At 46.6% G+C, this 14,437-nt stretch carries 11 protein-coding genes; 6 read left to right on the plus strand and 5 right to left on the minus strand.

Annotated features, from left to right (window positions below):
- Positions 1–50: 50 nt before the first annotated feature.
- Positions 51–911: a glycosyltransferase family A protein gene (locus E8M12_RS09105; RefSeq protein WP_136735834.1), complete on the minus strand. Its 861-nt coding sequence runs from the start codon at positions 909–911 to the stop codon at positions 51–53.
- 192 nt (positions 912–1,103) lie between these two features.
- Between E8M12_RS09105 and E8M12_RS09110 the strand changes: the two genes are divergently transcribed.
- Positions 1,104–2,105, plus strand: coding sequence for a 2-hydroxyacid dehydrogenase (locus E8M12_RS09110; protein ID WP_136735835.1), 1,002 nt, complete (start codon positions 1,104–1,106; stop codon positions 2,103–2,105).
- 38 nt (positions 2,106–2,143) lie between these two features.
- Here E8M12_RS09110 and mrcB read toward each other — a convergent pair whose 3' ends face one another.
- From mrcB to E8M12_RS09125, 3 genes are all read right to left on the minus strand, one after another.
- Positions 2,144–4,516, minus strand: coding sequence for a penicillin-binding protein 1B (gene mrcB / locus E8M12_RS09115; RefSeq protein WP_136735836.1), 2,373 nt, complete (start codon positions 4,514–4,516; stop codon positions 2,144–2,146).
- Entirely contained in the window at positions 4,506–7,100 is a 2,595-nt protein-coding gene (gene hrpB, locus E8M12_RS09120) for an ATP-dependent helicase HrpB (protein ID WP_136735837.1), read from the minus strand. The genes mrcB and hrpB overlap by 11 nt, the downstream gene beginning before the upstream one ends.
- A 186-nt stretch (positions 7,101–7,286) precedes the next feature.
- Entirely contained in the window at positions 7,287–8,498 is a 1,212-nt protein-coding gene (locus tag E8M12_RS09125) for an alginate export family protein (RefSeq protein WP_136735838.1), read from the minus strand.
- Between the two features lie 175 nt (positions 8,499–8,673).
- Here E8M12_RS09125 and thpR point away from each other — a divergent pair, with 175 nt between their 5' ends.
- On the plus strand, positions 8,674–9,225 hold the full coding sequence (gene thpR, locus E8M12_RS09130) for an RNA 2',3'-cyclic phosphodiesterase (protein WP_136735839.1): 552 nt from the start codon (positions 8,674–8,676) through the stop codon (positions 9,223–9,225).
- Between the two features lie 186 nt (positions 9,226–9,411).
- Positions 9,412–10,332, plus strand: a complete 921-nt coding sequence (locus E8M12_RS09135) for a UbiA prenyltransferase family protein (protein ID WP_136735840.1) — start codon at positions 9,412–9,414, stop codon at positions 10,330–10,332.
- A 130-nt stretch (positions 10,333–10,462) separates the two neighbouring features.
- On the opposite strand, the gene pepB is transcribed toward E8M12_RS09135, so the two are convergent.
- Positions 10,463–11,752 (minus strand): aminopeptidase PepB, encoded by a 1,290-nt coding sequence (gene pepB / locus E8M12_RS09140; RefSeq protein WP_136735841.1) that lies wholly within the window; start codon positions 11,750–11,752, stop codon positions 10,463–10,465.
- Between the two features lie 132 nt (positions 11,753–11,884).
- Between pepB and sfsA the strand changes: the two genes are divergently transcribed.
- The 3 genes from sfsA (at position 11,885) to gluQRS (ending at position 14,146) form a co-directional block, all read left to right on the plus strand.
- Positions 11,885–12,592, plus strand: coding sequence for a DNA/RNA nuclease SfsA (sfsA, locus tag E8M12_RS09145; protein WP_136735842.1), 708 nt, complete (start codon positions 11,885–11,887; stop codon positions 12,590–12,592).
- A gap of 151 nt (positions 12,593–12,743) precedes the next feature.
- Entirely contained in the window at positions 12,744–13,193 is a 450-nt protein-coding gene (dksA, locus tag E8M12_RS09150) for an RNA polymerase-binding protein DksA (RefSeq protein WP_136735843.1), read from the plus strand.
- Between the two features lie 8 nt (positions 13,194–13,201).
- Positions 13,202–14,146, plus strand: coding sequence for a tRNA glutamyl-Q(34) synthetase GluQRS (gene gluQRS / locus E8M12_RS09155; protein WP_169303094.1), 945 nt, complete (start codon positions 13,202–13,204; stop codon positions 14,144–14,146).
- Positions 14,147–14,437 lie beyond the last annotated feature (291 nt).

The raw sequence follows: 14,437 nt of genomic DNA on the forward strand, positions 1-14,437 counted from the left end.
TGAAGATATGAAGACCTGTAGAGCAATTAAGTTCAACAGGTCGTTTTAGCTTACCTTTCAACAGGACCAACCGTTTTAACCGGTTCTTCATTTTCCCTGTCAATCCAGATTCTCAATTTATAAAAATACATCATCGCTGTTGCATATGTTGTGACAATTCTTGCTTTAATTTTATCTTCTGATTTGGCAGTCAATTTCAGCCCCCAATACCAGTAATACTGAAACTCATAGACTCCCAGCAGATTCTCTATTACACGTTGATTTTTCAACAAAACCCGTCGATACTCACACCAGTTTCTCTTGCTTATGCCATCATCATACACCTTTAGCGGCATGCACAGGTGGCGCAAACTATACTGCTCAATATTTGCAGCCATCATCTGTAAGCCCAGATCCCAGATGATAAAGTGTTCAGAATTAGGCTCTATTCGACAGACCTTATCAAACAAAGAGGTTCTTAGCATAATATTTTCAGGTGCACTCACATTATTAATTAACATGTCACTAGCAGCAAGGCATTGGGGTTTACTTTTATACAGAATATCGGTTAACGAGCTAGCACCAGAATAAACAGAACCTGCCGAAGGATGATCTTGCAGAAATTGATATTGGTCTTTGAGTTTGTCGGGTAACCAATATTCCTGGCGTTCGACAAACGTGATATACCTGCCGGTGGCGACCTTCACCGCGAAACTCATAGCGTCAGCCGTACTCAACTCATTATCAAATACTTGGATATTCTGTTGCTGCCAGTGCGACTTGAATGGACGAAATTCCGGTGATTCATACACTCCACGCGGCATGATTAATTGTTTTGGTTTAACTGATTGCGTAAATACTGATTCTAAGACTTGAACAAACACCTCGTTTTTTACAAAAAACGGAATAACCACAGTTACATTAATTTCCATATACAAATCCTTGTTGATACATCTTAATTTTATAGCGTTTAGCGCAGCTTAGCCTTCTGAAACTCATCATAATTCCCATTTTAAGCTGTTGAAAATGAGCGCATTTTCAGCTATACACAGAATTAAATTCTAGGAAATTATCCTAATTAAGCAAAAACTAAATCTCATCGACCCTGATAGAACAGGTCAGTTATGTTTAAAGTTGCCGTTTTCTCCAGCAAAAAATATGACGAAGTATTTCTTAGTCAGTCCAATCAATCCGGGCAGTTGCAATTAGATTTCTTTGCCAGTCACCTCGACCAGCAAACCGTTGAGTTAGTTCAGGGCTATCAGGCGGTTTGTGTCTTTGTCAATGATGTCGTTGACCATCATGTGCTCAGGCAACTGCATAAATTTGGCGTCAAAGTCGTAGCATTGCGGTGTGCTGGTTTTAATAATCTCGATTTAAAGACGGCTCATTCACTGGGGATACAGGTATGTCGGGTTCCGGAGTATTCACCGCAGGCGGTGGCGGAGCACACCATAGGCCTGTTACTGACGTTAAGCCGAAAATATCATAAGGCGTATTTACGGGTCCGCGAAAACAACTTTAGCCTCGATGGCCTGATGGGATTTAACCTGTATGGTAAAACGGCTGGGATCATTGGCGTTGGCAAGATAGGTTCGGCGACAATAAAAATTCTTCTCGGTTTTGGCTGCAAGGTACTTTGTTACGATCCCTCCCCCAACCCGGAAGCAAAGCAACTTGATATCAAATTCGTGCCACTCAACGAGTTATTTGCCAATGCCGATATTATTTCTTTGCATTGTCCACTCAATCACGGCACCAAACACATTATTAATCGCAGCGCCATTGAACTAATGAAGCCAGGTGTGACCATCATTAATACCTCCCGTGGCGGCGTCATTGACAGCAAGGCCATTATCGAGGGACTTAAGTCGCAGAAAATCGGCTTTCTCGGACTTGATGTTTATGAACTGGAAAGCGAACTATTCTTTGAAGATCTGTCCGATGCGATTATTCAGGACGATGTATTTACCCGATTGCTAACCTTTCCCAATGTATTTATTACTGGTCACCAGGGCTTCTTTACCGAGGAAGCACTGATAACCATAGGCCAAACCACGATTGAAAACCTGGAGCAGCTCCTCAACGGCAAACCCTGTGAGAATGTCATTGAGTCTGCCCGTTAAAGTTTTCCGATAGCCATAGTTGATAAGTACGGTCCAGATTAGTGCCCGGTAGACACGGCATCATCCTGATCATCATTACGACCAAATAGCTTTTCAAACCATGACTTAACCTTAGGCTTAGGTTGTAAACAGGTATCCGTATGGAAAAGTCCGTCTCGTACTGCCGGATAACGTGCCATTTCCATACATTCACTGGTAACCGCATTGCCGGTGGCGATTTCAAAGTTGGTCATTTCCACCCCTTCGGGTAACAAATCGAAACGACTGTGTCCGCCCTGGGCACTTAAAAATTCACTGTATAAGCTCAGTGCCCCAGAACTTCCTGTCAGGCCGGTTGACTGATTATCATCGCGTCCAATCCAGCTGGTTACCAGGGTATCCTGGTCATAACCAACAAACCAGGAATCCCGAAGATCATTACTGGTACCGGTTTTGCCCGCCAATGTCAGCCCCGGAAACTGCCATTTTAACGTTTTCGCGGTACCGGTTTTGGTGACGGTTTTCATCGCGTAATCAATCAGGTAAGAACCTTGTAATGATAAGCGCTGGTCGGCAACCTGCGGTTTTTGCCAAACCACTTTGCCACTGCTGGTATAAATGGCGGTAATGGCTCGCGACTTGTTGTACATGCCATTATTAGCCAGCGTCGAATACCACTGACTCACTTGTAACGGCGACATGCTTACCGATCCGAGCAAGGTACTCGGCACCAACGAGACGTTACCGTCATAACCAAGGGTTTTTAGCATATTCGCAACGTTTTCCAGGCCCAACGCCATTCCCAGGTTAACCGTTGGAATATTTAATGATCGACTCAAACCTTCAAGCAAGGTCACCTTACCACGATATTTACCATCATAATTTTTTGGCTCCCAGGTCTGGCCCTGATTATTATGCATGGTCAGTGGCTCATCGGTGAGCGGTGTTGCCAGGTTATAATGCTCAAAGCGCTCCAACGCTGACGCATAGACCGCCGGTTTAATCAAAGAGCCAATTGGACGCTTAGCATCCAGGGCACGGTTAAATCCAGAAAACTTAACGTTACGATCGCCAACGATCGCGGCGATAGAAGCATCCTTTATATTGGTTACCACCATCGCCGCCTGCAGCTCATTCACGCCCTGGCGTTGCTCTAGTGCATCAAGTTGATTGCGAATGCTGCGCTCGGCATTGATTTGCTTAACAAAATCAAAGCCAGTAAATATACGCAGACCAGACTGTAATGCCTGGGTCGCACCAAACTGCTTAAGCTCACGTCGTACCTGCTGACTGTATGCCGGAAATGAGCGCTGGGCAAACCGTCGATTCGGACGAATATTAAGAGGTGTGGCTATTGCCTGTTGATAACTATCGCGGTCGAGTAGATGATTTTCAAACATGACTCTTAGCACCAGATCACGGCGCTCTAGTGCACGCTCGGGATTCTTCCAGGGATCATAGTAAGATGGCCCTTTAACCACGCCGATGAGTAACGCCACCTGTTCATCGGATAGCAATGACAGTGGTTTACCAAAGTAAAATTTTGAAGCCAGGCCAAGGCCATATACACCATGGCCATAATGCTGGCCTAAATAGACTTCGTTAACATAAGCTTCGAGTATCTGGTCTTTTGAATAACGCCATTCAAGTATCACTGCTATCAAGGCTTCATTAACTTTTCGCCACAGCGTTTTATCCCGGTTCAGGTACATATTTTTGGCAAGCTGTTGGGTCAGGGTACTGCCGCCCTGTACCCGGGCGCCGGCTTTAAGGTTTTGCCAGAACGCGCGAGCAATACCGGTAAACGAGAGGCCATGGTGATGGTAAAAGTCCTTATCTTCGACAAACAATAATGCCTCTACCATGGACTGAGGCACCTGTTCCAACGGCACAAATACCCTGTCCTCACCTTCAGCGGATAAAATACGCTCCAGCAATAATGGCTCTAACTGAACTTTGTAAGTTTCCACATCGTTAAACGACAGACGATAGACTTCCCCTGCCTGTTGCTCGATTTCGATTTTCGCTGGCGCTTCCAGCCCCAGGCCAAAATCAAACTCGCGACGGTAGATAATCAGTCTTGGTCCTTTGCGGGTGAACTGGCCGGGCTCGACAACACGAGAAACACGCTGGTAATTCAACTGTAACAGCTGCAATTCAATATTATTAAAATCGACGTTCTGCTCTAGCGTCAGGGTCGGTACTGCGCCATATACCTGAGCCGGCACCTGCCAACGCTGGCCCTCAAATTTGTGACGGACTTTACCATCGAGATAGATACCGTAAAAGATGACGATCACTAATATGGCGAGTCCCAGCTTCAGCCCTGTTGCCAGGACGTAGCGTGATACAGGGCCCCCAACAGCCGAATTGGTCGATTTTTTCGGGGCATTTTTTTTGGCTTTGCTAGTGGCTTTCGTTTTAGCGCTCATTTTGCATTCGCTTCTTGGTTTTGTTGGTTGCCTGGGCGTTCTGTGGATCGTCAGGCCAGAAATGTTTGGGATATCGGCCCTTCATTTCTTTTTGTACTTCGCGATAACTTCCCTGCCAGAAGCCAGCCAGATCCTGAGTGACCTGTATCGGTCTTCCAGCTGGCGATAATAGCTCCAGGGTGACAGCGACTTGACCATTGGCGACGGTCGGAGATTCAGTCAGTCCGTAGACTTCCTGCATGGGTAATGACACTTTGGGGGGCTGGTCAATGGTATAGTGTAAACGCCGTCGGTTACCTGTGGCACTACTATAATATTGCGGTGCCCATTCCTGCAAGACCGTTTGCTGCTGATAACTCAGACTATTCCACAATATGTCCGTAATATTTAGCGCCTTGAGCGCTTTCACATTACGAACATCATGTAGATAAGGTCCTAACCAATCCGCTAACGACGTAATTAACGCCTCCTCGCTCCAATCGGGTAACTCCAGGCTATCCAGGGTCAATGTCCGACTAGCCAGCCAGCGACTGCGCGCCAGAAGCTCATTGGCAGAATCGGAAAACTGTAATATCGCTAATCCCTTCTTCTCGATATGTTCACACCACATCTCCACCAGGGTATCGGCACTGATTAAATCTGGCGCATCTTCACGTGCCAATACCAGCTGTTCAATACAGACCTGACGCTCGGCGCTGATTTTCTGACGTTGTTCATCAAACTGCAACTTTACTTTTGTAATAATATGTTCGGCAAAATAGGTTTCAATCTGTTGTTTTGAAATTGCTGCACTGAGGCGAACTTCCTGAGCGGTGCCATGAAGGTTGGCAATAGCTAAAAATGCTTCACCGACAAATTTATCCTGGGGGTGCAGCCTCGCGCCTTTGCCATTCGCGCATAAATATCCCTGCCCCTGTGGCCGACGACCGGCAATGCGTTCAGGATAGGCCAAGGCGATTAACACACCGAGATAATCGAACGGCAGTTTATCATCGGCTAACATCAACGAATCAAAGCTTAACTTCCTCGCTAGTTGTTTCGCCTGAGCCAGTATTCGTTGTTTAATGGCCTGATTAGGTTTGTTATCTGAGTATTGCCTGGCAACTAAATGATGAACTCTAAGTGCTAGGTCGCTGTCATAAAATTCCCGGTTATATGGCAGCAAATCCCGCTCTTCTAATAATGCCGCTACCAGGCACGCCAAATCAGTCAGGTGATCGACGCCTTCATGATCTTCAATATACTTAGCCCGCAGCAACATATGAGCAAATCGAGGATGTGCCGCAAACGCGCTGACCGCTTTACCATGAGGGGTTAACTGGCGTTTTTCGTTAACGATATCCAGTTGCTCCAGGGTATGCCAGTTGCGAGATTCGGTAACCTCGTCCGGGCAGTCGAGAAATGGCAATTGCTTAAATTCGTGGGCTCCCCAGGTAGCAACTTCCATGGTTGCGGGCAATAAATCCAATTGCAGGATATCGGGAGGGCTCTGTTCGGGTCGCCGAGCGAATTCTTCATTACCATATAAGCGAATCGCTTTACCCGGCCCGGTGCGGCCGGCGCGACCACTACGCTGAATGGCTGACGATTTAGCGACAGGCTGACGCCTTAATTCATTGCTCAGGGTATCTTGATTAAAGCTGGCCATATTTGCCAACCCAGAATCTATTACCAGGGAAATACCATCGATGGTGATTGACGTCTCGGCAATATTGGTCGCCAACACAATTTTTCGTAGTCCTTCTCCTGGCGTTTTAATGGCCTGTTGTTGCGCCTGCATGGATAAATCACTATACAATGGCAAAACGTCGATGGCGTCTAACTTTTGACTGCTAATAAACTCTTCAAGATGCGCCTGCAAAAAGCGGATATCTCCGGCTCCAGGCAGGAACACCAGGATAGAACCGGTTTCCGTTAACAAAGCATTTTTTGCGACGGCTAATGCATGTTGGCGAAAATCAAATCCCGGTTTTAGCGGTTGATAGTCAATGTCAACTGGATAACTTCTCCCGGGGCTACTCAGGGTAATGGCGTCTGGCAACGCACGCTGCAGATCCTCCACATCCAGGGTTGCCGACATGATCAGCATGATTAGATCATCTCTGAGAGCCTGCTGGCTGTCACGGCTTAACGCAAAGGCCAAATCCGCATGCAGATTACGCTCATGGAATTCATCAAAAATGACCATGGCGACCCCTTCAAGCTCAGGATCGTGCTGCAACATGCGAGCCAAGATCCCTTCAGTTACCACCTGCAGCCGGGTATTTTTCCCCACTTTTGATTCATTGCGAATGCGATAACCGACGGTTTCACCGACCGATTCGCCCAGTTGCCTGGCCAGGCGCATGGCTACTGACTTTGCCGCCAGCCTTCTGGGTTGCAACATAATGATAGTGCCATCCAGCGAGGCCGCTCGATCTTGTTGTTGTTGCAATAACCACAAAGGTAATTGTGTGGATTTACCTGCCCCGGGAGGCGCACTCAGCAAGATGGTGTTATGGCTGGCAAGCGCGGCAATAAACTCCGGCTTTATCGAATCAATGGGTAGATCAGGTACTGGTGATTGGTATGAATCAAAGGTCAATGGCTACTCGGTAATCTGGATAGATTAAGGTCGAAATTACTTTGCGAATTTATACCATAAAACCACCCTCAATCTGAAATTATTCACCGACGCTAACAACCCTCTATCGCAATAAAAAATCAAGGGGTCAGGGTTGTTGAATTTCAACAACCCTGACCCCTTGATTTTTTTCAATGATAAGGACGCTTAAAACGTCGCACCAACCCAGACCCATAGCTTATCAGTGTCGACTTTTTCGGTGGCTAGATCACCGCGTTCATAATTCGCATATTTGACGCCGACTGAAAAGTGATCACCAAACGCACGGGTATACTGAGCGTTATATTCTTTACCAAAGTCGTCAATCAGAGGCGCAGAATCATCGGCCTCAAAGTCATGATAGCCTACACTCCATTTACCGGAGAAAATACTGCCGCCTAAGGTTGCGTACCAGTCGTTTAACCCCTGGGCAGGCGTCGATAAGAACTGATCGGTAAAGCCGTTAAATTTGTGCAGGGTTGCTAATGGCGTCGCAAAACCCGCCTGACCGTCATCACTGCCAAGGGATTCGTAACCCAGTAAAAATGTCAGGACACTAAAATTAATACCTGCTTCGAGTAAATAATAATGAGGTTCAAATTCACCGGCTTCAGTATCTAAAGTTTGTTCGGCGTATTCGGCATTAATAACCCACTGTTGGCCTAATGCCTGAAGTTGTCCTTGATAACGAATACCATAGGTATCATTGTCATTGAGAATTCCCTCATCTTCCTCAAGCATGTAGGCATAACCAATCAAGGTACCAAAACCCGTATCCCAGGCAAGATTAACCAGGTGATCTTCGCTGTCGAGATCCTGTTCATCGGCAAAAATTCGGTTGCGCTGGTCGATATAGATATAGTTGACGGTGAAGCTGTCAAACAGTTCCCAGGCAAAGCTAAACGCATCGAATGTTTGTTTGTCCTGACGCCAGCCAACACTGCCGACAAATCGTTGGTTATCCAGGTTTATCACCTGTCGGCCTAACCGGGCGGTAATGTTCTTGCTACTGAATTGCAGATACCCCTGATCTAATTCGGTCGTTTCCGGATCGGCGATTACCGAGTAATCCGGATTCATACCCAGGGTATCGTTATAATTATCGATACCAAAAACCGGTCTAGAGTCCTCGCCTTCTACATACACAGAAAATCCTAAAATCTCTGGGGTGCGCAAACCTATTGTGGTGCGCAGGGTCAACGCTTCTGCATCGTTAAGCAGGTTATCCTGATCGACGGATTCATAACGAAGACGAAAATCGGCCATAAACAGATCATTTTCGTCCTCTTCTGCCTGAATCAGAGGCGAAAACACCAGAAAAGAAGCAAGTAAAGGAGAAAGTGAATAATACGAAAACGGATGAGGTTTTACAGGATTCATAACAACACCACCTGAAGAAAACTGCGTCAACTGTGACGAAATAAAAGGCCCAACGGCAAGAAAACCTGCTACAAGTATTGTTCAAGAATCGATAAAGACAAGAACTGACGGGCAATACAGGAAGCTGGGATGGTGTTTTTTCGACAAAAAGGCAGGTTTTCGGTAACCTGATATCATGAGTAATATTGACCAAACACAGCAAAGTAAGCGCCTATTTTTTGCTCTACCGTTAACGTCAGAACAAAAATCGATTGTGCAAACCTGGCGCTCTGCGCATTTACCTTCTCTGCATAAGCCAGTCAATGCCAGTAATTTTCATCTGACCTTGCGTTACATTGGCAATTGCCCCGCTGATGCGCAGAACAAGCTGGAATTGGCCGCGGTGAATATCCGAAGCACGCCACTGCAATTAAACCTGGATATCATTGGTCATTTCAAAAAGCCGAAAGTTTTGTATCTCGGAACTAGCAAAGTGCCGGATTCACTGAAGATTTTGGCGCGCGACATCAGCGCGATGGTTGATAACACGCTGGCATTAAACCATCCCAGTGATAGCCATAAATTTACGCCACACATCACTCTGGCTCGCAAGGTCATTAAGCCAATTTTCCCTTCACCTGCGACATTTAACCTCCCCCTGGCGATCAACAAATATTCCCTGTTTGAATCAGTGTCGACCGACAGCGGTGTAGTCTACAATGAGTTAAAATCATGGAGCCTTGGCTAATACCAATCAACATTAATTTCTGATCACTCAGCAAATTTTCGAAACGGTATATTTCTATAATTAATACATCGCATATGATTGATACAAAGCCGTGTAAATTAATTTGGTCGTTTTTTATTTGCCCATTCGCATTGGTTCTGCTGACACGGTAGAATCTCACCCAGTTTTTCCAGTTGAGAATGATTCATGTCCCTATACCTGCAGCTTCTACTTGGCGCGATTCGTCCCCGTAGTTTATTTCTCCCCTGTAGTGCCATTATCTTAGGCAGCGGCCTTGCCGCATTTGAGGGATATGTGGATGGTGCGTTGTTTGCGAGTTTATTGTTTGTCACTATGTTTGCGCAGATAATCGTAAACCTGGCGGGTGACTATCAACGTGCTTTTATTATTCATGCCCGCAATTCAGAACAATCGGGACAGGCAAACAAACACCAGCAGCTGCAGGCAAGCATGCTAAAACTTATCCTTGGCTTATTTGTGCTGTTTTGTATCGCTATTGGTAGCCTGACCTTAACCAGTACGGGTGTGGCTCCCGTAAGCCTGACCTTACTGATCCTGTGTTGTTTGCTGTTGCTGTCAGTTTTACGCCATAAAACCCGAAGAGGATTACCTACCGATCGCTTTGGCCAGATTTTATCGTTATTGGTCATGGCCCTGCTCAGCGCATCCCTGCCGTTTTTACTCAGCCATTACCTGTATACTGCCAGTTTGCAATCGATTGACCTATTAATTGCCATTGCGGCGGGTTGCCTGGCGCTAATGACCTGGTTTAGCGAACAAATCATGTTACGGTTCGCAACACAAAATGTCTCTCAAATCGATGCTGATGCCACACCACTGGTGCAATCACAACCGGCGATCAACAATTTACTCAATGCACAAATGATTTCATTAATCGTAGCCGTGTTGTTGACCCTGACCTTGATCATCATTGCTCAGCTACCAATTCTGACTTTCGCATTTATTTTTGCGATTCCATCGCTGGCGGCAACCATTATCACCACTCGCCACCTTCCGGATTTTGACACCGCACAAAGCCAGCTTACCAAAACCGGTATTGCCAGTTTTTCATACTGGGTGCTGTTTGTGATTGGGTTGATGTGGTGAGCGAAACTAGCATCAAGATGCTAGTTTCGTAGCTGTAAGCTGTAAGCTGTAAGCTTTAAGCGGTATGATCTGACCCCGGTTATGCGAAGGCTGACTGTGAGTGTCAGCCTTCGTTTCTTGTTTCTTGTTGCTAGAGAATCAAGCTGGTGATCGTCGCAATTCCACTACCGGTTGCGCCAGCGGCCCACATGCTATTGCTGCTCTCGTGGTAACAGGCGGCTAAATCGATATGTAACCAGCCTTTACCGCCTGGATTTACAAATCGTGCCAGGAACCCTGCAGCATTGCTTGCGCCACCAGCACCGCCACCTTTTTGTGTGGTTGAGTTGGCCGTATCGGCAAACGCTGACGGACATTTACTTTGGTGGAATGCTTCCAGCGGCAATGGCCAGGCTGGATCATTAACTTCACCGGCGACAGCCAGCGCATTGGCAACCATATGTTTATCCATGGCGAACAAGGCATTGTATTCACCACCAGTAGCCAGCATCGCAGCGCCAGTCAGGGTCGCAGAATCAATGATCATCTCAGGATTCATTTCACTGGCAGCGATCAGGCCATCAGCCAGTACCAGACGACCTTCCGCATCGGTATTGGCAATCTCAACAGTGGTGCCATTTTTATAGGTCAGGATATCGCCAAGCTTGTAAGCATGGTCACTGACCATGTTTTCCGCACAGCACAGAATCAATTTAACGCGTTTTTTCAAACCCCATTGAATGGCAAGCGCTAATGCCCCGGCAGCGGTTGCAGCTCCGCCCATGTCACACTTCATCGAAAACATTCCAGCGCTGGGTTTAATCGAATAACCACCACTATCAAAGGTGATACCTTTACCCACTAACACCGCATAAACCGGAGTGTTGGCATCGCCACCTGGATTGTAGTCCACGGTCAACATCGCCGGCGGGTTTACGCTCCCTTTACCAACATTATAAATACCGGTCCAACCCTGATTTTCTAACTCGTCACCGATAATTGTATCGATGTGAATCGCTTCAGGCGCCAGGTTTTTTAAGTAATCGGCCGCCTGGTTCGCCAGAGAAACCGGCACCAGTTGTGATGGCGTCTGGTTAATCAAATCACGAGCCCAGGCATAAACCGCCTGTTTTTGCTGTAAACGGCTAACCGTATCGGCATCGCCACAAAACTGAACCGCTTCAAGTTTACCGACCTTAGTAAAGCCCTGCGCGAATGCCCACTGGGCATTTTCGCTCCAGTGGACTCCCGCAAGCTGGGCAGTTTCCACCCCTAAGGATTCTACTTTTCGACCGGCCTGCTGAATTTCCCGTAAATCAGGATTCGATGGATCAGATACCCGCACAAAAATTTTGTCATCTTTAATGACGATCGGGTTACTTTGTTGCCATCCTGAAAAATCGTTCTGTTGCGATAGCTCGATAATCGCTGTGTTACTCATAATCTGTTTCCCTATTTATAAAAGATGCCTACATTATAGGGTGACTTACCATACCTCTCGCAAGTCTTGTCGTTTTCATTGGTTATTTAACGTGTTAAATTTGCGCAACATTAATGAATAATCCCGCAGCCGATGAAGTTTTCACCGCCATTGAAATCCGCCACTCTAATCAAGCGATATAAACGTTTCCTAGCCGATATTGAATTAGATGATGGCAACGTACTGACGATTCACTGCCCCAATACCGGAGCAATGACCGGATGTGCCGACCCGGGTTTTAAGGTGTGGTACTCAACGTCAGCGAATAAAAACCGAAAGTATCCGCAAACCTTTGAATTAGCGCAAAATAATCAAAATCACTGGATAGGAGTGAACACTGGCAACGCCAATAAGCTGGTGGTAGAAGCCATTAATGACGAGGTAATCAGTGAACTAACTGGTTATCAACACTGTCAAACAGAGGTGAAGTACGGTGAAGAAGGTTCCCGCATTGATGTAATGTTAACCGGCCCGGGCCGGTCTGATTGTTACGTTGAAGTGAAATCGACCACCTTGCTTATCGAAGGAACGGGGTATTTTCCCGATGCAATCACGACTCGCGGCCAGAAACATATCCGCGAGTTAATGGCAGTAAAACGTCAGGGCAACCGCGCAATGCTGTTCTTTTGTGTGCAGCATACCGGCATCGAAAACGTCAGCGTTGCGGATTTTATCGATGCTGACTATGCCGCGTTATTAAAACAGGCAGTCGCCGCCGGGGTGGAAATTGTTTGTTACGGCTGTGATATCGACAATACGCAGATAAAGTTGGTAAAAAAGTTAAAATTTGCTTTACCTTAGGCTTGAACTGCAAACTTGGTGCCCTCATATAGCGATGCAATATCGTTGACAGTAATGAAATTCAGGCATTGCCAGTGTTTCTACATTCTGTTATAGATACACAATTATTTTAAATCGCTCTACGAATGACGTTGTTTTTAGGAGATTCGGCATGCCAACGAATATAATGAATAATCCGACAGGCTTTTTAGCCAAAGCGGGCGTACAGCCTTACCAGGAATCGGCAGGCGAAGAATATATGAACCCGGCTCAGGAAGCGCACTTTCGCAAAATTCTTGAAGCCTGGCGTGCAGAGTTACGCAACAATGTTGACGGCACCGTAAGTCACATGAAAGATGAAGCTGCAAATTACCCGGACCCGGTTGACCGCGCAGCTCAGGAAGAAGAATTCAGTTTAGAATTACGCACTCGTGACCGTGAGCGAAAACTGATCAAAAAAATTGAAAAAACCTTACAGTTGATTGAAGACGGCGAGTTTGGTTTCTGCGATTCCTGCGGTATCGAAATCGGTATCAAGCGCCTGGAAGCGCGTCCAACGGCAGACCTTTGCATTGAATGTAAGACTCTTGCTGAGATAAAAGAGCGTCAAATGGCAGGCTAACGTCTGACGTGACCCTCTCCAATCCACTTAAGCCTTTTATTGAGAAACGCCCTCAGGTTGAATACCGAGGGCGTTTTGCTCCCTCCCCTTCCGGCCCTCTGCACTTTGGCTCTTTAATCGCCGCCTTGGCAAGTTATTGCCAGGCAAAAAGCGCCGCAGGAAAATGGCTGGTGCGCATCGAAGATATTGACCCACCACGGGAACAACCGGGTGCGGACAAAGCCATTCTCGACACATTACAGACCTTCGGACTGCACTGGGATGAAGAGGTGCTGTACCAAAGCCAGCAACATGAGTTATATCTCGATACCCTGGATTATCTCAAACGACAAGGTTTGAGTTATGGCTGCAACTGCAGCCGGGCAACAATCAAAAAAATGGGGGGTATTTACCAGGGTCTTTGTCGTGATCTGCAACTCTCGGGAAATAATCTTGGTACCCGACTGGTAAATCATTACCCGTTTGATGAATTTAACGATAACGTCCAGGGACGCGTAACACAGCCCGCGGATTTAGCGCATGAAGATTTTATTATCCATCGTCGCGACGGTCTGTTCGCCTACCAGTTGGCCGTGGTGGTTGATGATATCTATCAGGGAATCACCGAGATTGTCCGCGGCTGTGACTTGCTGCAACCGACCTGCAGGCAGCTGACTCTGTTTAAGACCCTGGATATTAATGCCCCACATTATGCCCATGTACCGCTGGCGGTAACAGAGCAAGGCTTTAAGCTGAGTAAACAAAACGGCGCCCCGGCGATCGACGGACACCGCCCCCAGGAACTTTTGTATCAGGCATTAAGGTTTCTCGGCCAACAACCACCAACAGAACTGGTTGATGCCAGCATTGACGAAGTGATCGACTATGCAGTGCAGCATTGGCAGTTAAATCGAATCCCCAAGGACGAGCAAATCATTTATACCAATCCCGCACTGCTTAAGCCAATCAATTGATACAAATTGACTATACTGAAGGCACCAGCAGCACGGAAAATCATTCTCAACTCCTGGAGAATAACCTTTCGTCAAATTATCAATTAAATCAACGCATCTCTGTGCATCGTCAGCGGTAAACGGGTATAATGGCCGGCAAATTTAAGACGAGCAATATTCAGTTCCGTTGTAAAGTCGATTGGTAGCTGAGGTAAGTAAGATTAACGCATTGAAAAAGCTGGTAAAAAAAATACTAGGAAAGACGCAGAACATGGATAAAAATCGGACAGAGGATAAACTATCTCCTCATGT

It is taken from the genome of Thalassotalea mangrovi, from assembly GCF_005116735.1.
Taxonomy (GTDB): Bacteria; Pseudomonadota; Gammaproteobacteria; order Enterobacterales; family Alteromonadaceae; genus Thalassotalea_A; species Thalassotalea_A mangrovi.